Origin of the sequence: Tetzosporium hominis, from assembly GCF_002265435.1 — a bacterium.
GTDB lineage: Bacteria > Bacillota > Bacilli > Bacillales_A > Planococcaceae > Chryseomicrobium > Chryseomicrobium hominis.
On record NZ_NOKQ01000220.1, the window covers coordinates 176,500 to 200,107 of the forward strand.

Annotated in this window: 19 protein-coding genes; 11 read left to right on the forward strand and 8 right to left on the reverse strand. The window is 46.5% G+C overall.

Annotation, left to right across the window (positions count from 1 at the left end):
* Positions 1–54 precede the first annotated feature (54 nt).
* The 4 genes from CF394_RS10515 (at position 55) to CF394_RS10530 (ending at position 5,341) form a co-directional block, all read left to right on the forward strand.
* A complete protein-coding gene (locus CF394_RS10515) occupies positions 55–1,791 on the forward strand; it encodes an ABC transporter ATP-binding protein (RefSeq protein ID WP_094943517.1) in 1,737 nt (578 codons plus the stop codon).
* Complete coding sequence (locus CF394_RS10520) at positions 1,775–3,604, forward strand: ABC transporter ATP-binding protein (RefSeq protein ID WP_094943518.1); 1,830 nt, start codon at positions 1,775–1,777, stop codon at positions 3,602–3,604. Before CF394_RS10515 ends, CF394_RS10520 begins: the two co-directional genes overlap by 17 nt.
* A complete protein-coding gene (locus CF394_RS10525) occupies positions 3,601–4,470 on the forward strand; it encodes a GNAT family N-acetyltransferase (protein WP_094943520.1) in 870 nt (289 codons plus the stop codon). The genes CF394_RS10520 and CF394_RS10525 overlap by 4 nt, the downstream gene beginning before the upstream one ends.
* A 160-nt stretch (positions 4,471–4,630) precedes the next feature.
* A complete protein-coding gene (locus CF394_RS10530; RefSeq protein ID WP_094943521.1) occupies positions 4,631–5,341 on the forward strand; it encodes a glycerophosphodiester phosphodiesterase in 711 nt (236 codons plus the stop codon).
* Positions 5,342–5,953: 612 nt separating this feature from the next.
* Here CF394_RS10530 and CF394_RS10540 read toward each other — a convergent pair.
* From CF394_RS10540 to CF394_RS10550, 3 genes are all read right to left on the reverse strand, one after another.
* Positions 5,954–6,985, reverse strand: coding sequence for a DUF2804 domain-containing protein (locus CF394_RS10540; protein ID WP_094943524.1), 1,032 nt, complete (start codon positions 6,983–6,985; stop codon positions 5,954–5,956).
* A gap of 70 nt (positions 6,986–7,055) precedes the next feature.
* Positions 7,056–7,901, reverse strand: coding sequence for a DegV family protein (locus tag CF394_RS10545; RefSeq protein ID WP_094943526.1), 846 nt, complete (start codon positions 7,899–7,901; stop codon positions 7,056–7,058).
* An 82-nt stretch (positions 7,902–7,983) separates the two neighbouring features.
* Positions 7,984–8,559, reverse strand: coding sequence for a glycerol-3-phosphate acyltransferase (locus tag CF394_RS10550; RefSeq protein WP_094943527.1), 576 nt, complete (start codon positions 8,557–8,559; stop codon positions 7,984–7,986).
* A 95-nt stretch (positions 8,560–8,654) separates the two neighbouring features.
* On the opposite strand from CF394_RS10550, the gene CF394_RS10555 reads away from it, so the two are divergent.
* On the forward strand, positions 8,655–9,209 hold the full coding sequence (locus CF394_RS10555; protein WP_094943529.1) for a nitroreductase family protein: 555 nt from the start codon (positions 8,655–8,657) through the stop codon (positions 9,207–9,209).
* A gap of 432 nt (positions 9,210–9,641) precedes the next feature.
* On the opposite strand, the gene CF394_RS10560 is transcribed toward CF394_RS10555, so the two are convergent.
* Positions 9,642–11,036 (reverse strand): dipeptidase, encoded by a 1,395-nt coding sequence (locus CF394_RS10560; protein WP_094943530.1) that lies wholly within the window; start codon positions 11,034–11,036, stop codon positions 9,642–9,644.
* A 149-nt stretch (positions 11,037–11,185) separates the two neighbouring features.
* On the opposite strand from CF394_RS10560, the gene CF394_RS10565 reads away from it, so the two are divergent.
* Both CF394_RS10565 and CF394_RS10570 read left to right on the forward strand, forming a co-directional pair.
* Complete coding sequence (locus CF394_RS10565) at positions 11,186–12,454, forward strand: hemolysin family protein (RefSeq protein ID WP_094943532.1); 1,269 nt, start codon at positions 11,186–11,188, stop codon at positions 12,452–12,454.
* A 266-nt stretch (positions 12,455–12,720) separates the two neighbouring features.
* A complete protein-coding gene (locus tag CF394_RS10570) occupies positions 12,721–13,263 on the forward strand; it encodes an RNA polymerase sigma factor (protein ID WP_094943533.1) in 543 nt (180 codons plus the stop codon).
* 43 nt (positions 13,264–13,306) lie between these two features.
* Here the strand turns inward: CF394_RS10570 and abc-f are convergent, their stop codons facing one another.
* The 3 genes from abc-f to CF394_RS10585 form a co-directional block, all read right to left on the reverse strand.
* Positions 13,307–14,887, reverse strand: a complete 1,581-nt coding sequence (gene abc-f / locus CF394_RS10575) for a ribosomal protection-like ABC-F family protein (RefSeq protein WP_094943535.1) — start codon at positions 14,885–14,887, stop codon at positions 13,307–13,309.
* A gap of 356 nt (positions 14,888–15,243) precedes the next feature.
* Positions 15,244–15,426, reverse strand: coding sequence for an SE1832 family protein (locus CF394_RS10580; RefSeq protein ID WP_094943536.1), 183 nt, complete (start codon positions 15,424–15,426; stop codon positions 15,244–15,246).
* Positions 15,427–15,593: 167 nt separating this feature from the next.
* Complete coding sequence (locus CF394_RS10585; protein WP_094943538.1) at positions 15,594–15,899, reverse strand: hypothetical protein; 306 nt, start codon at positions 15,897–15,899, stop codon at positions 15,594–15,596.
* A 114-nt stretch (positions 15,900–16,013) separates the two neighbouring features.
* On the opposite strand from CF394_RS10585, the gene CF394_RS10590 reads away from it, so the two are divergent.
* Positions 16,014–17,849, forward strand: a complete 1,836-nt coding sequence (locus CF394_RS10590; protein WP_341476737.1) for a cation:proton antiporter — start codon at positions 16,014–16,016, stop codon at positions 17,847–17,849.
* A 47-nt stretch (positions 17,850–17,896) separates the two neighbouring features.
* Here CF394_RS10590 and CF394_RS10595 read toward each other — a convergent pair whose 3' ends face one another.
* Complete coding sequence (locus tag CF394_RS10595; protein WP_094943541.1) at positions 17,897–20,074, reverse strand: DNA topoisomerase III; 2,178 nt, start codon at positions 20,072–20,074, stop codon at positions 17,897–17,899.
* A 96-nt stretch (positions 20,075–20,170) separates the two neighbouring features.
* Between CF394_RS10595 and CF394_RS10600 the strand changes: the two genes are divergently transcribed.
* From CF394_RS10600 to CF394_RS10610, 3 genes are all read left to right on the forward strand, one after another.
* Complete coding sequence (locus tag CF394_RS10600) at positions 20,171–20,815, forward strand: YczE/YyaS/YitT family protein (protein ID WP_094943542.1); 645 nt, start codon at positions 20,171–20,173, stop codon at positions 20,813–20,815.
* Positions 20,816–20,862: 47 nt separating this feature from the next.
* On the forward strand, positions 20,863–22,053 hold the full coding sequence (locus CF394_RS10605; RefSeq protein ID WP_094943544.1) for a glycine C-acetyltransferase: 1,191 nt from the start codon (positions 20,863–20,865) through the stop codon (positions 22,051–22,053).
* Between the two features lie 570 nt (positions 22,054–22,623).
* Entirely contained in the window at positions 22,624–23,577 is a 954-nt protein-coding gene (locus tag CF394_RS10610) for an L-threonine 3-dehydrogenase (RefSeq protein WP_094943545.1), read from the forward strand.
* Positions 23,578–23,608: the final 31 nt, after the last annotated feature.

Sequence of the window (23,608 nt, forward strand, 5' to 3'; positions counted from 1 at the left end):
TGTCATAATAAGAGAAGTGATTAATTCGTATTACGAAGAATTTTGAGGTGTGTAATGAAAACAGTCTTTTCCTATTTAAAACCGTATCAAGGACTCGTCATTTTGGCCTTGTTCTTGATGTTCCTTGAGCTTGCCGTAGAGCTTATTCAACCTTTGCTCATTGCGAAGATCATTGATGACGGGATCTTAGCCAACAATCCACAAGTGATTCTGGAACTCGGAATCTTCATGGTTGTGATTTCATTTGTGGCATTTTTTGGAGCCATCACCAACACAGTCATTGCATCGCACATCGTCCAAAGTTATGGCTACGATATCCGAATGGCCTTGTTCCGAAAAGTGCAAGACTTTACGATGACAGCGTTCTTGCGTTTTCCAAATGCTAGTCTGATCACGCGTCTGACAACGGATGTTGTGATGACACAGAACGTAATCTTCATGGGACTTCGTATCATGTTACGTGCTCCTTTGGTCGTCATCGGGAGTATCATCATGGCATTCTTCGTGAATCCTTCACTTGCCGTGTACTTAGTTATCGGATTCCCGTTCTTACTCGTCTTCATGTACTGGATGAGTCGCAAAGGGATGCATATGTTTACACGAGTCCAAAAAGCACTCGATCGGTTAAACCGACAGATCCAAGAAAATTTACAAGCAGTGCGTCTCATCAAAGCGTACTTGCGTGGCCGCTATGAAGCGGAGCGGTTTAACGGAGTAGCAGATGAGCTGCGCTCAGTCAATGTCACCGCTTTCCGCATCATGGAGTTTATTCTTCCGGTGCTCCTTCTTGTAATGAACATCAGTTTGCTTGCGGTCCTTTGGTTCGGAGCAGACCTGGTGAACACAGGGGAAGCGCCGCTTGGAGACTTAGTCGCCATCGTCAACTACGTGATGCGTATGACAGGGGCATTCTCGATGTTTGCCTTCATCATTATCTTCTTCTCTCGTGCGAAGGCTTCGAGTGAGCGTATGGAGGAAGTGCTCCTTGTCGATGAAGAACTTGAAAAGGGTCTAGATAGCGGCAAGTCACCTCGCCGTTCTTATGGCGAGATTGAATTTGATCACGTTTCATTCCGTTATCCAAATGCGAAGGAATGGGTGTTAGAAGACGTCTCCTTCCGCTTGCAGTCTGGTCAAAAGCTTGCCGTGATGGGAGCGACCGGTGCTGGAAAGTCCACATTATTCAATTTGATTCCGCGTTTCTTTGAAGTGACACGCGGGACGATTCGCATTGATGGGCTTGCTATCGAGCAATGGCCGCTTCGTGAGTTGCGTGAAACGATTGGTTATGTGCCGCAACAATCGATCCTGTTCACAGGTAGTATTGAAGAGAACTTAGGCTGGGGAGACACGGAAGCGGAGCAAGAGTGGCTAGTAAATGCTGCTCGCAAAGCGCAGATCCACTCTTCTATTGAAGAGTTCCCGAATCAGTATCAAACGCGAGTGGGGCAAAAAGGAGTTAACTTGTCCGGTGGTCAGAAGCAGCGCTTGTCTATTGCACGCGCCATTGTGCGACGCCCTGAAATCTTGTTATTAGATGACAGTACGAGTGCGCTTGACGTCAACACGGAAAACGCTCTATGGGAAGCGCTTGATGAAGAATCCGCAACGATGCTTGTCATCACTCAAAAGATTCGTACAGCAAAAGGGGCAGACGCAATTCTTCTACTGAACGAAGGTCGTGTAGCTGCTTTTGGTTCTCATGATGAACTGATGAAGTCATCTGATTTGTACCGCGCAATTGCGCAGTCGCAACAAGAAGGAGGCGGTGAACATGAGCTTCTTTCGTAAGCCGTTTGGGTATGAACCGATTTTAACTAAAGAAGATATCAATGGAACATCTGAGAAAAAAGTCGATAAAGCATCTGACTGGAAGTCTGTGTTGTACCGCATCTGGCAATTTGTCGATGAACAACGCGCTTTATTGATCGTCGTGCTGGCACTTGTTTTGGTGTCATCTGTTCTCGCACTAGCAGGTCCTTACCTAGTTGGGCGAATCATTGATGACTACATCACAAACCGGGATCTATCCGGACTTTCCACAATTATTATCTGGCTCGCTGTCATTTACGTTGGTTGGTCCGTTAGTCTATACCTACAGAACTACTGGATGATCGGTATCGCACAACAGACCATTTACCGTTTGCGTACGACACTGATCAGCCACTTGCAACGCCTGTCTGTATCGTTCTTTGATCGTCGTCAACATGGGGAATTGATGTCTCGTGTGACGAATGACATTGAAAACGTCAGTCAGACTTTGAATACATCCTTCATCCAAGTGTTCTCGAGTATTTTGACTCTAATCGGAACGACGGTCGTCATGCTACTTTTAAGCCCACTGATGACCGTGATTACACTCACCATTGTGCCCGTGATGTTTGTGGCCATTCGCTGGATCACAAAACGTACATCCAAGCTCTTCAAAGAACAGCAAAAAGCTGTTGGAGAACTGAACGGGATGATTGAAGAGACCATTTCTGGGCAACGAATTGTTAAGGCTTTCTCTCAAGAAGAGCGCATGATGCAAGAGTTCTCAGCAAAGAGTACTCGTCTCCGTACGGCGGGCTTCTGGGCACTGACGTACTCAGGGTTCATCCCAAAAGTAATGAACTTACTGAACAACTTGAGCTTTACGATGGTAGCAGCTATTGGCGGAGTGCTTGCGTTCTATGATCAGATTTCCATCGGGGAAATCGTTATCTTTACCGAGTATGCACGTCAGTTTACGCGACCACTAAATGATCTTTCGAACCAGTTCAACACGGTCCTGTCTGCGATTGCAGGGGCGGAGCGTGTGTTTAAAATTATCGACGAAGAGCCGGAAGCAGATACCGGTCTCGCTGAAAATGATGTCACACTAAAAGGCCACGTCGAATTCAAAGACGTCGTATTCCGCTACAACAAAGAAGAGTCCCAGCCGATTATCGACCATGTATCGTTTGAAGTACGCCCAGGGCAGACGGCCGCTCTAGTAGGTGCTACAGGTGCCGGGAAGACGACGATTATGCAACTGCTCGCTCGTTTCTATGAGACGGACGAAGGGGCGATTCGCATTGACGGGATCGACATTAAGGATATTCCGCGTAAGACACTACGCAGCCAGATGGCATTTGTACTTCAAGATTCCTTCTTGTTCGAGATGACGGTCATGGAGAACATTCGCTACGGCAAGCTCGATGCAACGGACGAGGAAGTTATGGAAGCGGCAAAACAGGCCAATGCGCATGACTTCATCATGAAGTTGCCGAATGGCTACCAGACCGTGCTGAATGCAGACGGAGGCGAGATTTCGCAAGGACAGAAGCAACTCTTATCTATTGCGCGTGCTTTAGTTGCGGATCCAGCTGTATTGTTACTGGATGAGGCGACGTCGAGTATCGATACCGTGACCGAAATGAAAATTCAAGAAGCGTTGGAGCGTTTGATGGAAGGGCGGACAAGCTTTGTCATTGCCCACCGATTGAATACCGTGCGCCAAGCTGATATGATTTTCGTAATGGAGCATGGACGTCTCGTCGAGGGAGGTCCGCAACAGCAGCTGCTTGAACAGAAGGGGCGCTATTACCAAATGCTCATGTCTGGAAAGGAAGAAAACGAATGACAGAAGATTTAGTAGTCGTGTCGACACCTGTTGACCAGGAAACATGGCAAGAAATCAGTGAACTCGTTACCGCCGCATCATCCAAGGACAGTATCAGCTACGCACCGATTTTCGGTGTGGAAAATTTAAAAGATCCTCACTTCTATGGCTTTTGTTTGCTAGCTTATAGCCAGGAGACAGATGAGTTACTCGGGTTTGCTTCGGCAATCGATCCGATCAATACACGCGATTACGAATGGAGCATCATGGTGCATCCGGAACGCCGCAGTAAAGAGCTTGGCGTTCGGATTTACAAACGATTGGTTGAAGAGTTTGAAAAACGCGATTTCAACTCGCAGACTGCGATGAACCCATCCAATAGCCCGCACTCTGCTGCATTTTTAAAGAAACTTGGCTATCAATACGCTTATTCAGAACGGACGATGAAAGCACTGGCCAAACCTGTAGAGCTTGATGCCGATTTGACGGTACGTCCTTTTGACCAAGAGAGCGATCTTGAGAGCCTAAAGGGAATCATCGAAAATGCATTTGGCGACTCTTCAGAAGAAGTGGATGCGTTGATTGAATTTACGACTCACGCGCCGAACCGTCAATTCTTTTTAGCACATGCAGACGGTGAAGCCATCGGTGCGATGACTATCATTCGCGAGAGCGAGCGCATTTGGGTAACAGCACTAGCTGTACATTCTATGGCGCGCGGCCAAGGAGTAGCGAGCAGTCTGCTCCGTTACGCGCAACAATATGCCTACAACGAAGGCTTGAAAGTAGTCTATCTAGACGTAGAGACAGACAATGAGACGGCGTTGTCGATTTACGAGCGCGTCGGATTTCAGACTGTGAATCATACGAAGTACTGGCGGAATTAGTTTAAGATGTGGAGAACGCTGCTCGCTGAGGCGTTGAGCGGGCGTTCTTCTGCATCAGAGTTTTTCATTAACCAAAGCAGCTCCCAGGGAAGATTCTATAAAGCAAGTACACTCGCTTTAGAAATCTTCCCTGGGAGCTTTTTAAAAAGGAGCGAATACAGTGAAGATTTTTGCACATAGAGGGTGCTCAGGCACTTACCCGGAGAACACTTTGGCGGCTTTCCGCGCAGCACGCGATCTTGAGATTGAAGGCATTGAGCTTGATGTTCACTTATCAAAAGACGGGGAACTGGTCGTCATCCATGATGAACTCGTGGACCGAACGACGGATGGAAAAGGCTTTGTGAAAGATATGACGATTGATCAGTTACGGACTTTAGATGCAGGAAGTTGGATGGGTGAGGAGTTTGCAGGGGAGCGAATTCCGTTTCTCTCTGAAGTGCTCGAGCTGTTTGTAGGCACGCATCACGTACTCAACATTGAATTGAAATCCGACATCTTTCCGTACCCTGGGATGGCGGATCAAGTGATGACATTAATCCGCTTTATGGGTCTTGAAGACCGTGTCATCCTGTCTTCGTTTGATCATGAAGTGCTGCGCTATGTGGCTGTAGAGTATCCAGATATCGAAACGGCGTGTTTGACGATGGAGGTCATGATTGATTTCCCGAACTACTTAAAACAAATTCCGTCGCCTGCCGCTCACGTATTCTTCCCAACAGCGCTTCGTCAGATGGGGCATGAGTTGAAAGCAGCAGGCATTCCGGTTCGGGCGTTTACGGTCAATGATGAAACCTATGCCCGGATGCTTGAAGAGGTCGGAGTAGATGCCATCTTTACTGACTTTCCTGAAAAATTTTTAGATGTGTAAAACGCCATTCTAAGACTTAAATCGTGCCTGACTTGGGGCTGTTTCCAAAAGGGCCGTGCCGAATCTTCCCAATCGCTTCACAAGGAAGCGACACGGGTGATATCCGGCATCGACCTGATTCTTCAGGAAACAGCCCCAAGATCTACGGCACACTTTATTACAACATTTTTTGCAGTTACCAATATGGGAGAGGGTGAAGGAAATGATACGCGTTCCGTGGTATCAGAGTGGTTTGAAGAACCCGCAGTCGGAGGCCAAAGCGCTATGAAAAGTGGAACCGGCTTGGTCAGAAACTTCTCGGGAATCGGACGGACCCGGTGAGGCGTTCTTTGCCTCATTGGGTGTGGCCGATTTTCGAGTGGGTTTCTAGCCGGTGTAACTAGATCAGCTTTGGTATGCCGCGAGGATTCTGATGGCCGCTCCCACAGATAAGCGTGTCTTTTCCAAGCGCTCTCAGAAAAAAGGATTTTCAGATGAAATTCGCAACTCGATTTCTAGAGAGATGCAAATAAGTGCACACATAAAGGGAGTTTCTGATAAATAGAAACTCCCTTTGCTGGGTTTTGTCCCAGCCGCTTTTGTCGTTCTGTACGGGCCTATTTTCGAGTTTGCTCACCATTTCGCAACATGCTCTTCCACACAACCGAGCATATGCGAAATCACGACTTTGCCATGACCTTCTAAATGAATCGTACCTTTGAAGTAACCAAACATTTGATGCACCTCTGAGTAAACGAGTTTTACATCCGTCCTAGCTACACGTTCATAGAACGGAATGAAAGTCAGAGAAACATCAGATGAAAATTTCGTCTTAAGAGTCCAAGGTTTCATAAAGTCATCTGAATCGTAAGTAAACAAAACATCTTCACTGATTTTATACAGTTTGCCATCGATGAGGATCGCATTTTCCGTCATACCGGTACCATCTGTCCATTTGCCGCCAAAATTCAGGCCAATTTTTCGGTTGCCGATGCGCTGGGAGGCAAAGCCCCAGTTCCAAGTGGCAGAACGAGGCCAAATACCTCTTCCGTAATCAAGGACAGCAAAACTTTCGTCTGTCTCGAACGTGTAGACATGATCTCCGTGCGAGACAGTGCCTTCAGCAGGAAGTGTATGATGCTTCGCAGTAAACTGAAAGTGGTTGCGGTCCCAAGGAATGACGACGTTCAAAGATTCTTGACCCGGAGGATGCTCGATCAGCAGTTGGGCACTCAACGGCTCCCCATCAAAATCTTCCATTGTCACGTCCAGAAGCGTCTTGTCTCCATCCTTTGGAAGGAACCGGAGCTGCATCTCGTTGGAAGAAGCTGTTGCCGGACCTAAGACATGAGGAGACATGGAGACGCCACGTCCTAAAGGAATCGTGACGGTCTTTTCAATCATGCGCTGAGATTCGTAATGGAACAAGTAGATAAAGCAGACTGCTGCATAGTCCATGTGACTGATCGTTGCAGAGAATAAAATCTCTTCACCGAAGACGCACCAGTAGTTCCACTTTTTCTTGCGCATGTAATGACCACTCAAATTGCTCTCGATGAGAGGTGTTTTCGCATAGCCGATTGCTAGCGGATTGAGCTGTCCTTTTGCGTCACAAAGTGATACAGGTTGCTCCAAGAGAGATTCTTTATGTTGTTTGGTTACCATGGCCGTCACCTCGAATCGTTTCTACGATTACTGTAACATAGTTCCATCTTTCCCATGTGTGTTGAAATGATTAATTGTTGTACCAAAGCGTAGCAAGGGTACCTTGTCCTGCATGTACAGCAAGAACTGTACTGATATCCCCGATGATAATTTCGCTGTCAGGAGCCACTTCTTGCAGGGAACTTGCAAAATCACTTGCCTCATCTTCACAATTCCCGTGCATCAAGTAAATCTTGCGAATCGGTTGCTTCTTGTAAGAGGCAGCTACTTTATCAAGTAGAGCTTGCTTAGCTTTTTTCATCGAACGAACTTTTTCGCCTTCGTTCAATTTTCCATTCGGTGCTATGTGGATAATCGGTTTGATTTTGAGAAGGTTACCTAAATGAAATTGCGCACTGCTTAGACGACCGCCGCGGTACAACTGGTCTAGACTTCCGATTAAAATATAGTTTTCGAAATCTTTGACGCGGTTGCGAAGTGTTTCAGCGATTTCTTCTGGTGGTTGACCTTGAGATTGAAGTTCTAATCCAAACTCGATCAGGTCCGTGATTCCAGCTGAAAGGGAGTGAGAGTCTACTAAATGGATATCCACCTCAGCAATCTCAGCACCACTTTTCGAAGAAGCAATCGTGCCGCTCAACTCGTTCGAAAGATGAACCGCGATGATAGCGTCATAGCTCTCTTTTAACTCTTCATAAAGCTTGGCGAATTCGCCTGCAGGAGGCTGGGACGTTTTTGCTTTTTCTTTGTCATTAGCTAAGCGGTCATAGACTTCGGTCTTTGTGATAGAGACCTCATCAAGATAGGTCTCGTTATCAAAGTGAATAGCTAGAGGTACGATATGAACATCTGGATGCTGTTTCAATTTCTCTGAAGGATAGACACTGCTATCCGTGACCCATGCAATTTTCGTCATCGTGTATGTACACTTCCTTTAATAGTATTCTTTGAATAATAAGTATAGCAAGATATAGAGTTAAATTAAGTAAAAATTGAAATTATTGAGAGCGCCACCAACGTGCGTCCCAGGACTCTTTCGTGTCGAATCGATGCCTCCATAAAATCAAGACGACAAGGATCAAAAATAGATAGCTGAAAATATCATTTTTCAAGAAAAATAATGCAAGTGCGTATGCGGGATAGGCACCATTCATAGCCAAAGTCGCACTTCTCAAAATGGCGAATAGTACAAGGAAGACGACAACTACTGCGAGAAAAGCCAGTGGGTGAAAGGCTAGTGTCACGCCAATGAATGTCGCAATACCTTTGCCACCGCGGCCCTTCAACCAGATCGGGAACAGGTGCCCGATGACAGCCAGGATTCCGCCAATTGCAATTTCTATGAGCGAAAGGTTCAGCCAATGGCCGAGTCCGATGATGAGTGCCCCTTTACCAGCATCTCCAAGGAACGTGACCAGAAAGGCATCCTTACCGAGTACCGTTCCTGCATTCCTTGCGCCGAGATTGCCACTTTCATGCTGTCTCAGATCCACGCCTTTCCACTTTCCAACAAACCAAGCAGTCAAAATAGTTCCAACCAAATAACTGACCACCCAGTACCCCAACTGAATCATACACACTGCTCCCTTAGCCCGTTTTTATTCAGTGTACCATGTGGCGAAAGCGCTTTGGTATTTGATAGAATAGGAAAGAGAAGGAGAGATGCAAGATGAATGTACGAGAAGCCATTGAGACAAGACGTTCGATTAAAAAGTTTAACGGGAAACCTGTTAGTAAAGAGCAATTGAACCAAATCGTGGAGGCAGGAACTTGGGCTCCAAACCACGGTACACGTGAACCTTGGCGTTTAGTAGGAGCTGTTGGGGAAGCGATGGACCGCATGGTAGACGCTATTAAAGAAGTGGCTGTTCCAAAGTGGCGCGATATGTCAGAAGAAGAACTGCAAGCGGCGTTAGCTAAGTTTATGCAACCGGGTGCTGTTTTATTTGTGATCGTTCCTGAAGATGCGCGTCAAAAAGAGCGCCTAGAAGATTTCAGCGCTGTCAGTGCCATGATCCAAAATATGCAGCTTGCTGCTTGGGAGATGGAGATCGGTTCTTGCTGGAAGACACCTCCGTTTATCGACCATCCAAAATTCCGTCAGACTTTAGGCGTCAAACCAGGCGAACGCATCATCAGCATGCTACAGTTCGGCCACTTTGATGATATGCCGAAAGCGAAGCCACGGAAACCAGTGGCAGATATTCTTGAATACTTTGAGTGAGTGGGAAACCGGCCTTCAATAGGGTCGGTTTTTTTGTTTGGGGGAGACCTTGCTAGGAAGGGGTTGGGTAGCTTGGGTGTGTGGTGGTGGCGGATTAGTTTCCATAAAACGAGGAATGTAAGAGTGGGAGTCGCTAATGTAAGAGTGGAGCGAGTTACTGTCATAATAAAGTCCGCTACTGTCATAATGAGAGAACTTAATGTAATAATCACCTAACTAAAGTATTTCCACACGGGTTTTGATGAGATTTCCAGAGTGGAGTTCTCCACATCTAGAAGTAATCGAGTTGCGCCTCCTAGAAACACACACCAAATGACATCGCAACCGATGAGGCAGAGAGCGCCTCCCCGGTCACGCTGACATTTAGCGGAGTTTCTGGACAGTCGGCTCCACATCTTAATATAAAAATCCGGCCACAAGGGCCGGACCACTTTATTTCTTAAGTTGTTCAGGAGTATACTGCGCCATCTGTTCATAGTAATTACCGATAACACGTAATCCTTTATCAAAGTTCTCCAAATGGAAGTGCTCATTTGGTGCGTGGAAGTTTTCCGTCGCTAAACCAAAGCCCATCAATACGACAGGAAGTCCTAGGATCTCGTCGAATGACGCCACGATTGGAATCGACCCTCCGCCACGAACGTAAGCAGTTGGGACATTATATACTGCTTCGTAACTCGCTCCTGCAGTTTGGATGGCAGGGTGGTCATAAGGAGTGATGAACGGCTTTCCTTTATCGAATTCAGAGACCGTCACTTCCACACCTTCAGGCTTGTTCGCTTCAACGTGTGCTTTAAGTTTCGCCACGATTTCATCTGGATCTTGGTCTGGTACAAGGCGGCAAGTGATCTTCGCACCAGCTTCGTTTGGAAGCACGGTCTTGATTCCTTCGCCTGAGAAACCACCGAAGACGCCGTTAATTTCAAGAGTTGGACGAGCCCACACACGTTCTAAGTGTGTATAACCAGGTTCGCCGAATAGAGCAGGAACTTCAAGTTCATTCTTCAGCGCCTCTTCATCAAAGTTGAGTGCAGCATAAGCTTCGCGCTCCTCATCAGCAAGAGGACGGACGTTGTCGTAGAACCCGTCGACTTGAATCGTGCCTTCTTTGTCTCGGAACGATGCGAGCAGCTCTACAATTGCGTGTAGCGCATTTTGGACGCCGCCTCCGTAAAGACCTGAGTGCAAGTCGCCTTTTGCACCTTTTACATCGATTTGAATGCCGGCAAGACCACGAAGGCCGTAACACACTGCTGGCTGTCCAGGACCTTGCATACCTGTATCGGAGATGACGATGACATCAGCTGCAAGAGCTTCTTTATTTTCTTCAACATAAGCATCTAAGTTCGGGCTTCCGATTTCTTCTTCGCCTTCGATTAAGAACTTGATGTTGACCGGAAGTTCGCCTGTTTCTTTAAGTAACGCTTCTACTGCTTTGACGTGCATGAACACTTGACCTTTGTCGTCACTTGCGCCTCGTGCAAAGATCTTTTCATCTCGAATTGTGGCTTCAAACGGAGCTGTTTCCCATAGGTGAAGCGGATCTACTGGTTGCACATCGTAATGGCCGTACATTAAAATAGTTGGTTTTCCTGGAGCGTGTAACCAGTCCGCATAGACAACTGGATGACCTGCAGTTGGATCAATCTTAACGTTTTCAAGACCGGCTTTTTTCAAAGCCTCTGCCAACCAGTCGGCTCCTTTTTTCATATCTTCTTTGTGTTCAGATAACGAAGAAATACTTGGAATCGCTAAAAATTCTTTGAGCTCCGCTAAGTGTGCCTCGCGGTGGTCTGCGAAATAACGATCTAGCTGTGGTGAATGCATCGAATCCCTCTTTCTTGTAGTTAGAATCTCTGTTTAAGTATAGCAAACTTTCAGAATAGCAGAGCTTCAAATGCAAGTTTGCGGGGAAATATGATATAGTAGTTCTATTATAATTTTGAGCGTTAGTACATAGGGGGAATAACAAACCAATGGAATTTGTCTATTTAGGCATCTGTTTAGCACTGTCGTTTTTCTTTTCAGGCAGTGAAACTGCATTAACTGCAGTCAATAGGATGAAGGTCCAGCTTAGAGCGGAGCAAGGAGACCGTGCGTCTCAGAAACTACTTGTGCTTCTTTCTAAGCCGGACCGAATGATTACAACAATCTTGATCGGGAACAACATCGTAAATATCGCGATGCCGACCTTGTTGACAATCATCGCGTTACAATATGGCTGGGATATTGCTGTTGCAACGGCTGTCTTGACCATCTTAATTATTATCTTTGGTGAAGTGTTGCCAAAAACGATTTCTGTAACCTTCTCAGATCGTATTGCGTATCTAGTGGCTCCCGTCATTGGGCTGCTGGTTCAAATTTTACGTCCCATCACGTTCATACTTGCCCAGATGACGAACATCTTCATTCGGATCTTGTCAAAAGGGGCAGTGAAAGAAGCGACACTGACAAAAGAAGAGCTTCGTTCTATGGTAGATATTGCGTCTACAGAGGGGACGTTTGAAGAAGACGAATCAGAGCGTTTGAAAGGAGTTCTCGATTTCCCACATAAAGACGTGGAAGATGTACTCGAGACACACCGTACAGAGATTGTTGGGATTCCGACGACGGCAACGTTTGAAGAGGTCCGCAGCATTATCTTAGAAAATAAATACACGCGTTTTCCTGTCTATGAAGACAGCATGGACCAAATCATTGGCATGTTCTACATCAAGCGTTTTATCGAGTGGACGATGAACCCGGAGCGTCAGCTAGAAGAGTTCGTCGATTTGGAGCCGTTATTCGTTGTCAAATCCTTGAGCGTCGAGAAAGTCTACAAACAGATGCTTGCAAAGAAAAAGCACATGGCTATTGTTTTGGATGAGTACGGTGGAACACTTGGAATTGTGACGCACGAAGACATCATCGAAGAGATGATCGGACAAGAAATTGAAGACGAGACGGATGAAGACGACGAGCCGCTGGTGTATGAACATACAGCAGACCGCTTGATCTGTGCTGCTCGTTTTGAAATCGAAGACTTCAATCATTTGATGGAGATGGAGATCCAGACGGAGAATGAAACCATCGGTGGCTTCATCATGGAGCTTCTTGGTCATGTTCCGGACGAAGGCGAAAAGGTCAAATTCGAGAACTTAGAATTTGAAGTCAATGAGATGGACCGCAACCGCATCGTCAAGCTTACAGTCACGAAACTTCACGATACAACAGAACAAGATGAAAACGAACTAGCTCGTGCATAGAAATGTGGAACCGGCTTGGTCAGAAACTTCTCGGGAATCAGACGGACCTAGTGAGGCGTACTTTGCCTCATTAGGTCCGTTTGATTTTTGAGTGGGTTTCTAGCCGGTGTAACTGGACACTGTGAGATATGGAAAAGGCTTATCAGGTGAAAGTCATATTTCATAGATTACACAAGTGTAATGAACATGAAAGAACACTCGATGGTTCGTAAGGTAACTATTTGAGAAGATAGCCTTACAAAGAAATGAACCGGAGGGGAACAATCATGTCTAAGATTGAAACCGTATATGAACAACACAATCGCTCGATCTACTACTTATGTCTAAAACTTACGAAAAACCAAGCAGAAGCGGAAGACCTCATGCAAGACGTCTGGATGAAAGTCGTTCGTTATGAATCCTATCTAGAAAACGTAGACCACGAGAAGGCATGGTTGACGACCATCACGATGAATACGTTCCGCGATAAATACCGCAAAGACGTTCGTCGCAGCAAACACATGGTCGTGCAGCCAGATCAATTAGATGTATCCATCCTGGATTTAATTGCAGCTGACACATTGCCAATCGAAGATCAGCTAGCGAAAGCGGATGTCAGTGAGTTGATACAAAAGAAACTTGGTGAACTGGATTCTATCTACAGCAAAACAGTCTTTTACTTCTATGTAAAACAATTGTCTTTAGTCGAAATCGCTGAAATGATGAAAGTTTCGATTGGAACTGTAAAGTCTCGTCTGTTCCGTGCGAAGCAGCGATTACGGGAGCTTATCTTAAATGACGCAGAAACAGCAGAAATGTTGCTGGTTTAATAAAAATAATCCCAAGACCACATCGTCTTGGGATTTTTTATGCTTATTTTTCTGTGCGTTCTTCAACAAATTCTTCGCCTGTCGAGAACCATTCCTCTACATTCCACACCTTCGTAACAAGGCCTTCGTAAAAATCAGGTTCGTGAGAGACAAGTACAATCGTGCCTTTGTATTCTTGCATCGCACGTTTGAGTTCTGCTTTTGCTTGAACGTCCAAGTGATTCGTCGGCTCATCGAATAGCATCCAGTTACTTTCATCCAGCATCAACTTACACAGACGAACTTTTGCTTGTTCTCCTCCACTTAAACTTGAAAGAGGGCGTGAGATATGGTCGTTTTTCAAACCTGTACGAGCTAGAGCTGCACGCACTTGGTGTTGATCCATGCTTGGGAATGTTCCCCAGACGTCGTCGATTGGAGTAACATTTCCGGCTTTCACTTCTTGTTCAAAGTAAGCAGGAACTAAGAAGTCTCCGCGAGCGACTTTCCCGTCAAGGGCAGGAATCTTACCGAGCATTGTCTTCAGAAGCGTCGATTTCCCGACACCGTTCATTCCAACTAAGGCAATCTTCTCGCCGCGTTCAACTGTGAAAGTTAGTGGAGGAAGAAGAGGCTTGTCATATCCGATGACCAAGTGATCTGCTTCTACTACATAACGGCTAGAACCGCGAGCTTCTTTGAAGCTGAATTGCGCGTCTTGTGCCGTCTCTGGACGGTCGATTCGTTCCATACGGTCGAGTTGTTTCTGACGAGATTTTGCACGACCTGTCGTCGAGTAACGCGCTTTATTCTTCGCGATGAACTGCTCTTGCTTCTTGATGAAATCTTGTTGTTTCTCATAAGCATCGATGTGCTGGCGTTTGTGAAGCTCCGCAAGCTCGATGAATTTTTCATAAGTCGCTGTGTAGCGTGTCAACTTCGAGAATTCCAGGTGGAAGATGACGTCCGTCACGCTGTTCATGAACTCGGTATCGTGGGAGATCAGCATGAACGCATGCGGATAGTTCTTTAAATAGTTCGCAAGCCAGTTGATGTGCTCTTCGTCTAAATAGTTGGTAGGTTCATCGAGCAAGAGAACTTTTGGTTTTTCTAAAAGCAATTTAGCGAGCAATACTTTTGTGCGTTGTCCACCTGACAAGGCATCTACTCGTTTATCAAGACCAATTGCATCTAGACCTAGACCTCGTGCAACCTCTTCGATTTTCATATCAAGTGTGTAGAAGTCTCCAGCGTCTAGAGCATCTTGAATCTCTGCCATTTCATCGAGCAACTGCTCCAGCTCTTCTGGCGAAGCTTCCGCCATCTGCATCCCGATGTCATTCATCTTCGCTTCTTTTTCATAAAGTGGCAAATACGCATCACGCAATGTGTCCATCATCGAACGGCCTGGTTGCAAGCGCGTATGCTGATCTAAGTAGCCGTAATGCGTACCTGGCAGCCATTCTACGCGTCCTGTATCGTGGACGAGCTCTCCTGTAATGATTGACATCATCGTGGATTTTCCGACGCCGTTTGCGCCGACTAAACCGACATGTTCGCCTTCGACCAAACGAAATGATACATCTTTAAATAGGGTACGGTCTCCAAAGGAGTGTCCTAAATTATCTACTGTTAATAAACTCATGGTTGGTTCCTCGATCCTTACAATATAGTTTCCATGACTTGCTGTACAAGTGTAGCGTGATTTCTAGAGCGGCGTTCTCCACATCTAACGATATCGAGTTGCAGGCGTTAGAAATACATTCAAAAATCGTTCGCACCTATAGAGGCAAAAAGCACCTCAACGGGCACGCCTGATTTCCGAAGCATTTCTGACCAAACGCCTTACACATCTAAAACGATATCGAGTTGCGAACGCCAGAAATCCCCGCAAAAATCAGTCGCACCAACCGAGGCAAAAAGCACCTCAACGGGCACGCCTGATTTTTACAAAATTTCTAGAGCGGCGTTCTCCACATCTAAAATAAAAAAACTCGCTAATTAGATCTTAGCGAGCGCTTCGTTCAATTCCTGTAACTGGGCTTCCATTGCGGCGAGTCGTTGCTCCGCTTTTTCGAGCATCGCGGGATGACCCGTCGATTCAAGCTTTTCCATGTCCCCTTGGAGGCGCACATAGTCCATCTTCAGTTCAGCGATTTGTTGTTCAAGCTCATGCTTCGTCATCTAATTACTTCCTTTTCGTGACAATCTACCCTCTAGTTTACCACACTACCCACTAGGATGTGAATTCCCGAAGTTCGGCAAGTGTCTGGAATTCAAGGAGAAGGTCTTCAGGACGTAAGGTGCCGGCAAACTTTTCGAGTTGCTCTTTTTTGCGACTGAGCAGCGCATCATATAGGACGACTTCCATCAATGTAGAGGGTCTGCAACTGAAGGTCGGCATACATGGCGCCGTCACCAGAGTCATCTATAACAGCTACCCGGCTACCAAGCAATTGGAGAAATTGAATCTCTTCACGAGTGGAACGTCCCGCATCTCGAGTGACCAGTGTGGGTTCGTAATCGGATAGGAGGCGGTGAAGCTCAGGCTGCGTCGAGTACGTAGTGAAAGCAGCATGGAAGGCAAGTGGTGCTTTAACAAAAAATGGATGGCTTGAGTAAAGTGGCGCTGGAAAATTCCGCACGCTGGATTGCATAGCCAGTCATTTCTATGGCCAGATCGAAAAGATAGGCAATTTTTATAGCATTCATCCTCCTTTTTCCTCTATAATTCACTCTATGAACGAATTAAGAAACTATGCGAAAGGAGAGTGGAAATTCTGGATTCATTATTAGTTGTGTTAATGGTCATTATTTTTCTGGGAATCTTTTCTCAGTGGCTCGCTTGGAGATTTCGTATGCCTGCCATCGTCATCATGTCGATTGTCGGCTTGCTCGTCGGACCGGTATTTGGTCTGATTAACCCAGAAGCAAGTCTCGGAGAGCTGTTCAATCCATTAATTTCCCTCGCTGTCGCCATCATTTTGTTTGAAGGCAGTTTGAATTTGGATTTTCGAGAAGTGAAGACGTTTAGTAAGCCGCTGACGCGTGTCGTGACACTCGGAGCGTTTATTGCGTGGATAGGAGGTTCCCTTGCGGCACATTTCTTGGCTGGCTTGTCATTAGAAGTGGCTTTCATTATTGGGGGCTTGTTCATCGTGACGGGACCAACAGTAATTTTGCCGCTTCTTAGACAGGCAAAGCTCAAGGCACGTCCTGCCGCAATTCTAAAGTGGGAAGGAATTGTTGTAGACCCATTTGGTGCCTTACTAGCCGTCTTTGCTTACGAGTTTATTAAATTTGCTGGCGGTACCATTACTCTTGAAGAATTTCTACTGTTCTTTGGAGCGTCTATTTTTGCGACACTACTTGGTATTGGAGTCGGCTGGGGACAAGGGAAGATGCTGGAGCGCGGGATGATTCCGGAGTATTTGAAAGCCCCTGTCCTATTTGCTGTAGTGCTGCTTGTCTTCGTCGTTTCAGATTTGGTGATGCATGAGACTGGCTTACTAGCCGTCACAGCTATGGGGATTATGATGGCAAACATGCATATCGCATCCATCAACGATATTCGCCACTTTAAAGAAAATATCTCCGTATTATTGATTTCCTCGATTTTTGTTATGCTGACGGCGTCGTTGCAAGCGGAGACGTTACTAGCCATCTTTGACTGGGGTATCATCGTATTTGTTGCAGCGATGTTGTTCGTCGTGCGGCCCTTATCGATTTGGGTCGCTACTATTGGAACGGACCTTCACTGGAAGGAAAAGGCGCTACTTGGTTGGATTGCCCCTCGTGGAATTGTGGCGCTAACTGTATCTGGGTACTTTGCAGGCGTGTTAACGGAGAATGGCTATCAAGATGCAGATATTTTGACGGCTCTCACATTTGCGCTTGTATTCTCTACTGTTGTGTTCCATGGATTTTCAATTGGTTGGCTCGCAAAGAAGCTCGATCTTGCTGCTTCCGATCGACCTGGAGTTCTGATTGTGGGGGGGACCGAATTTTCAGCGAAGCTTGGGGAATCTTTGAAAAAAGATGGAGTCGAGACATTGATCGTCGACAGTTCATGGGAACACCTGCGATTTGCTAGAAAGTTAGGAATTCCTACGTACCGTGGCGATATCCTTTCGGAACAAACAGAGTACACTCTGGATTTTGCACCGTATCCAATAATGATAGCGGCGACGGAGACGGACGCTTACAACGCCTTGATTTCATCAAACTTTATCCCTGAAATCGGTCGGGAGATGTTGTTCCAAACGGCGCCCTATCGAGCGGATAAAGAAGAGTACCATCCGTCGCTAGGTGGCATTGTCCTGTTTGACGAGCAAGCAGACATTTATACGCTGAATTCACGAATTGTCCGCGGACATGTGATCCGGAAGACAACATTGACGGACAAATTCACAGAAGATGATTATTTCAAGACGCGTCCACAGGACAGCTTGTTACTATACATTAAGCGTGAAGACGGGACGGTCAAGTTCTGGGCAACGAAACGAAAGTTGACATTGAAAGCGGGAGACACACTCGTGTCGCTGGCGCCTCCAGTGAAAGAGATGGAGAAAGCGCAGGAACGGATCTCCTCCATGAAGAATCAATAATACGAAAAAGCCAGGAGGCCGATTGCTCTCCTGGCTTTTCTATATCATTAATCAAACTTCAAGCCCTTCAATGCCTCTGCAAGCGCATTGTTCACCGGCTCGTCTTTTTGCTGTTCTTTCATGTACTTCTGCACACTTCGTTTATCCGCTTTTCCGGTACCTTGCTGCTTGCGGCGTGCTTCAAACGCGGATAACTTCTCACGGTGACCACACTTACATACGAAGATCTGGCCATCGCCTTCACCACGTAATTCAAGTTTCTTTTTACATTGAGGGCAGCGAGCGTTCGTGACGCGCGATACATTCTTGCGGTGGCCACATTCGCGGTCCTGACAGACAAGCATTTTGCCTTTTTTGCCGTTCACTTCAAGCATTGGCTTGCCGCAGTCTGGACACGATTTGGACGAGATATTATCGTGCTTGAACTTTGCGTCGCTCGATTTGATCTCTTGTACGATTTTCTGAGTGTACTGCTTCATCTCTTGGATGAATGCCTCTTTTTTCTTCTTCCCAGTAGCGATGGCCTCAAGTTGCATTTCCCACTCTGCTGTCATCTCAGGAGAACGCAAATCTTGCGGGACAAGGTCGAGAAGCTGCTTTCCTTTAGACGTCACATGCAAATCTTTTCCTCGTTTTTCAATCAAGAACGAATTGAACAGTTTCTCGATAATATCGGCGCGTGTCGCCACGGTTCCGAGACCGCCAGTCTTTTTGAGTGTATCGGCGAGCTGCTTGTTCGAGTCTTCTAAATAACCACTTGGGTTTTCCATCGCAGACAGAAGTGTCGCTTCCGTAAAACGAGCAGGGGGCTTAGTTTGCCCAGATGTCTCACGTACATAATCGATAGTGAGCTTCTGCCCTTTTTCGAGCTTCGGCAAAGTCTGTTCTGCAACTTCATCTTCTTCGTCTTCGTGATTATTCATTACTTCATGCCAGCCTTGTTGAAGAACCGTTTTTCCTTTCGCTACAAATTCTTCTTTGCCAACTTGAGTCACGACCGTAAGCTGTTCGAATTCGTGAGCAGGCATGAGGATGGCTAGGAACCGCTTGACTACGAGGTCATAGATCTTGCGTTCCTTGTCATTCATCGCACTTAAGTTCACAGGCTCTTCCGTTGGGATGATGGCGTGGTGATCGGATACTTTAGCATCGTTTACAAACGAACTAGATGCTTTAATCGGTTTCGTCAAAATCTTGTTCGCAATCGAACGGTAATCGCTGACTGCACAAGCCTTCAAACGTTCCGCAAGTGTCGGCACGATATCGCTTGATAGGTAACGTGAATCTGTCCGCGGATACGTCAGCACTTTATGTTGTTCATAGAGCTTCTGCATCGTGCTGAGCGTCTCTTTAGCAGAGAAGCCGAATCGTTTGTTGGCGTCGCGCTGCAGTTCTGTCAGGTCATAGAGAGCAGGAGAGTAGGTCTTTTTCTTTTTCACATCGAGCGCTGTAATGACGGCTTGTTGGTTATCGACCGCTGCCACTAACTCTTTAATTTTCGCTGCATCAAAGGAACGGCTCGCACCAGACTTCGCGTCGCGCCACGTCAGCGTCAACCCTTCTTTCGTGATGGCTTGAATACCGTAATACGTCTTCGGAGTGAAATTTTTGATTTCTTCTTCACGAGCAGCAATGATGGCGACTGTTGGTGTCTGTACGCGTCCAGCTGAGAGCTGTGCGTTAAAGCGAGTCGTAAGTGCACGTGTCGCATTAAGTCCGACATACCAGTCCGCTTCTGAGCGAGCTACTGCTGCGTGATAGAGGTTCTCGTATTTTTGACCCGGTTGCAGTTTCGCGAAGCCGTCTTTGATGGCTTTGTCTGTAACAGACGAGATCCAAAGTCGCTGAATCGGTTTCTTGGCTTTCACTTTTGCAAAGATCCAACGAGCGACCAGTTCGCCTTCACGGCCAGCATCTGTTGCTATGATCCAACCGTCCACGTCATTTCGCTCGAGCTGGGCTTTCACAGCATGGAACTGCTTGCTCGACTGGCGAATGACCGTCAGTTTGAGTTTATCCGGCATCATAGGTAAGTCTTCTAAATTCCACGACTTGTATTTGTTGTCGTATGTTTCAGGGTCTGCAAGGGTCACTAGGTGGCCGAGTGCCCACGTTACAATATACTTGTCGCCTTCTAAAAAGCCGTTCCCTTTTTTCGTGCATTTCAGGACACGGGCGATGTCGCGGGCGACAGATGGTTTTTCTGCTAAAACTACTTTTTTCATACTAGTATCTCTCCTTCATGTGTCCCTATCTTACCATATCCGGGGCTTGACCTCATGTCGTATACTTAGAGGAGTGTGTGAGAAAGAAGGGTTACTGTGAGAAAGAATTACATCGTGCGCTGGAGTGTCTATTTGATTGGACTTCTGTTGATGGCGCTCGGCATAACGTTGACGATTAAAGGAGACTATTTAGGAATTGGGCCATGGGACGTCCTCCATGTGGCACTGTTTCAGCTATTTGGCTTAACGATTGGAACGTGGTCTATCTTAATGGGCTTCGCACTAATTGCAATTGTGGTAGTGTTTGAAAAACGCATCCCGCTCCTTGGGACTTGGCTCAATATTTTACTGATTGGTGCGTTCATCGATTTTTATAACTGGGTGCTACCCGACCCAGAGACGGTCGTTGCGAAGACTGTGCTCTTCGTGTTAGGCGTCATCGTCATGGGAATTGGTGCAGGAACCTACGTAGCAGCTCGCGTAGGTGCGGGACCTCGAGATTCAATCATGATTCTCCTTGTGGAAAAGACAGGGGCGAAGGTCAAGACGATTCGGACGTCGATGGAGATGGGCGTCGCTTTGATTGGGTGGCTGCTCGGTGGACCTCTTGGTGTCGGAACCTTCCTGATTGCGTTTGGACTCGGTCAATTGGTGCACTACACGCTACCAGCTGTTGAGAAGCTGATTGAAAAGCTTTCACAAGAACCGTTTGATGTGAAGGCAAAACCGGGCCATAAATGATACACTACTACTGAACGTTTTATTCCAGCTAGGAAAGGAAGAAGAACATGTCTAAATCACTTGATTCATTTTTAGAACTAAACTTAAACGAATTGAAGGACCAAGGTCTCTACAACGAAATCGATCCGGTAGAAGGTCCAAATGGTCCAATCATCAAGGTCGGCGGTAAAGACCTGATCAACTTATCTTCAAACAACTACTTAGGCCTTGCGACAAACGACGAGTTGAAGCGCATCGCTAAAGAAGCAACAGACAAATACGGAGTCGGTGCTGGTGCTGTGCGTACAATCAACGGAACGCTTGACCTTCACGTAAAGCTTGAAGAAAAACTTGCTGAGTTCAAAGGAACAGAAGCCGCGATTTCGTATCAGTCTGGTTTCAATTGCAACATGGCCGCTATTTCTGCAGTTATGGACAAGAACGATGCAATCTTATCAGATCAGTTGAACCATGCGTCGATCATCGATGGCTGCCGCTTGTCTCGTGCGAAAATCATCGCATACAAGCATAACGACATGGATGACCTTCGCGCGAAAGCAAAAGAAGCGAAAGAATCTGGCCAATACAACAAGATCATGGTCATCACGGATGGCGTGTTCTCTATGGACGGCGATCTTGCAAAGCTTCCTGAAATCGTGGAGATTGCTCGCGAGTTCGACTTGATCACTTACGTCGATGACGCGCACGGTTCTGGCGTTATGGGTAAAGGGAAAGGGACTGTAAAACACTTCGGTCTCGAAAAAGAAATCGACTTCCAAATCGGTACGCTTTCAAAAGCTATTGGAGTTGTCGGCGGATATGTAGCAGGTTCGAAACAACTGATTGACTGGTTGAAAGTTCGCTCACGTCCATTCTTGTTCTCGACGGCTCTTCCACCAGGCGACGTAGCTGCTATCACAGCAGCTGTACAGATGCTTCTGGATTCTACAGAGCTTCACGACAAGCTTTGGGACAACGGCAACTACTTCAAAGCCGGTCTTGAGAAATTGGGCTTTGACATCGGGCACTCGGAGACACCGATCACACCAACCATCATTGGTGATGAGAAGCTGACGCAACAGTTCTCGAAACGTTTAGCAGAAGAAGGCGTCTACGCAAAATCGATCGTCTTCCCAACTGTCCCTAAAGGAACAGGTCGTGTGCGCAACATGCCAACAGCTGCCCACACGAAAGAAATGCTTGACGACGCACTTGCGATTTACGAGAAAGTCGGAAAAGAGCTTGGCGTTATTAGCTAAATAGATTTGAACCCCTGCGACTGGAGAGGAATCTCCCGGCGCGGGGGTTTTTTGTTTGGGGTTGGGGGGAGGTGAGCGCTCGTTCTTCGACAAATTGTGGGTTCTTTTCGACAAATTTGGAATTCTATTCGGCAAATTCAAAAGTCTTTTACGCAAATTTGAGGTTCCTTTCGACTGATGCGATTTTCGTTTAAAGGATTCAGCTCCTTGCAGAAGAAATCCTGCTTCTTGTAGAAGAAGAAATCCTTCATGCAGAAGAAAGCCTCTCTAATGCTCCAGAACGACCGCTCAACCCATCAAAAGGAGAGGCGTTTTCCACATCTTATCGAATCGAGCTGCAAACGCCAGAAATCCCCGCAAAAATCGGTCGCATCCATAGAGGCAAAGAGCGCCTCTACAGACACGCCCGATTTTTACAAGATTTCTAGAACGGCGTTTTCCACATCTTAGTGTTGTTTCTGTGGAAAGAACATACTATAATACGTTATGTAAAAACATACTCATATCAATGTTCTATACTACTATAATGTCCTGTCCAAAAATACAACTGTAAATAAGGAGCGAAATGAAATGAAGAAAATCATGATCACCGGCGCCCTTGGCCAAATCGGTTCAGAGCTCATCACAAAGCTTCGCAAAGAATATGGCAACGACAATGTACTAGCTACAGACATTCGCCGCACGGACAGCCCGATTGTTGAGCAAGGTCCTTTCGAAATCCTCGATGTGACGAATGCAGAAGAAATGCACCGCATCGCCAAAGACTTCGGGGCAGACACGATGATGCACATGGCAGCACTACTTTCCGCAACTGCAGAAGCAAAGCCATTACTTGCATGGAACATCAACATGGGCGGTCTTGTGAACGCGCTAGAAGTGGCTCGTGAAGAGAACATGCAGTTCTTCACACCGAGCTCGATTGGGGCATTCGGTCCTTCGACTCCAAAAGTGAACACACCACAAGACACTTTACAGCGTCCTACGACGATGTACGGAGTCAACAAAGTATCTGGTGAACTGCTATGTGACTACTACTACCAAAAGTTCGGCGTTGATACTCGCGGTGTTCGTTTTCCAGGCCTGATCTCATATGAGACATTGCCAGGTGGCGGAACGACGGACTATGCAGTCGACATTTATTACAAAGCGCTAGAAGACGGAGCTTACACATCTTACATCGACAAAGGCACATTCATGGACATGATGTACATGTCAGATGCGCTGCAAGCAATCGTTGACTTGATGGAAGCGGATCCTACGAAACTAATCCACCGCAACGCATTCAACGTGACAGCAATGAGCTTTGACCCGGAAATGCTTGCGGCTTCGATTCGCAAAGAGATTCCAGAATTCAAGCTTTCTTATGACGTGGATCCTGTGCGCCAAGCGATTGCCAACAGCTGGCCAGATTCAATTGACGCAACGGCAGCTCGTGATGAATGGGGCTTCCAAGCGAAGTATGACTTAGATGCGATGACTCGCGATATGTTCAAGCAACTACGTGCGAAACAACAGTTAGTGTAATAAAAATGAGGCCCCGACGAGGGCCTCATTT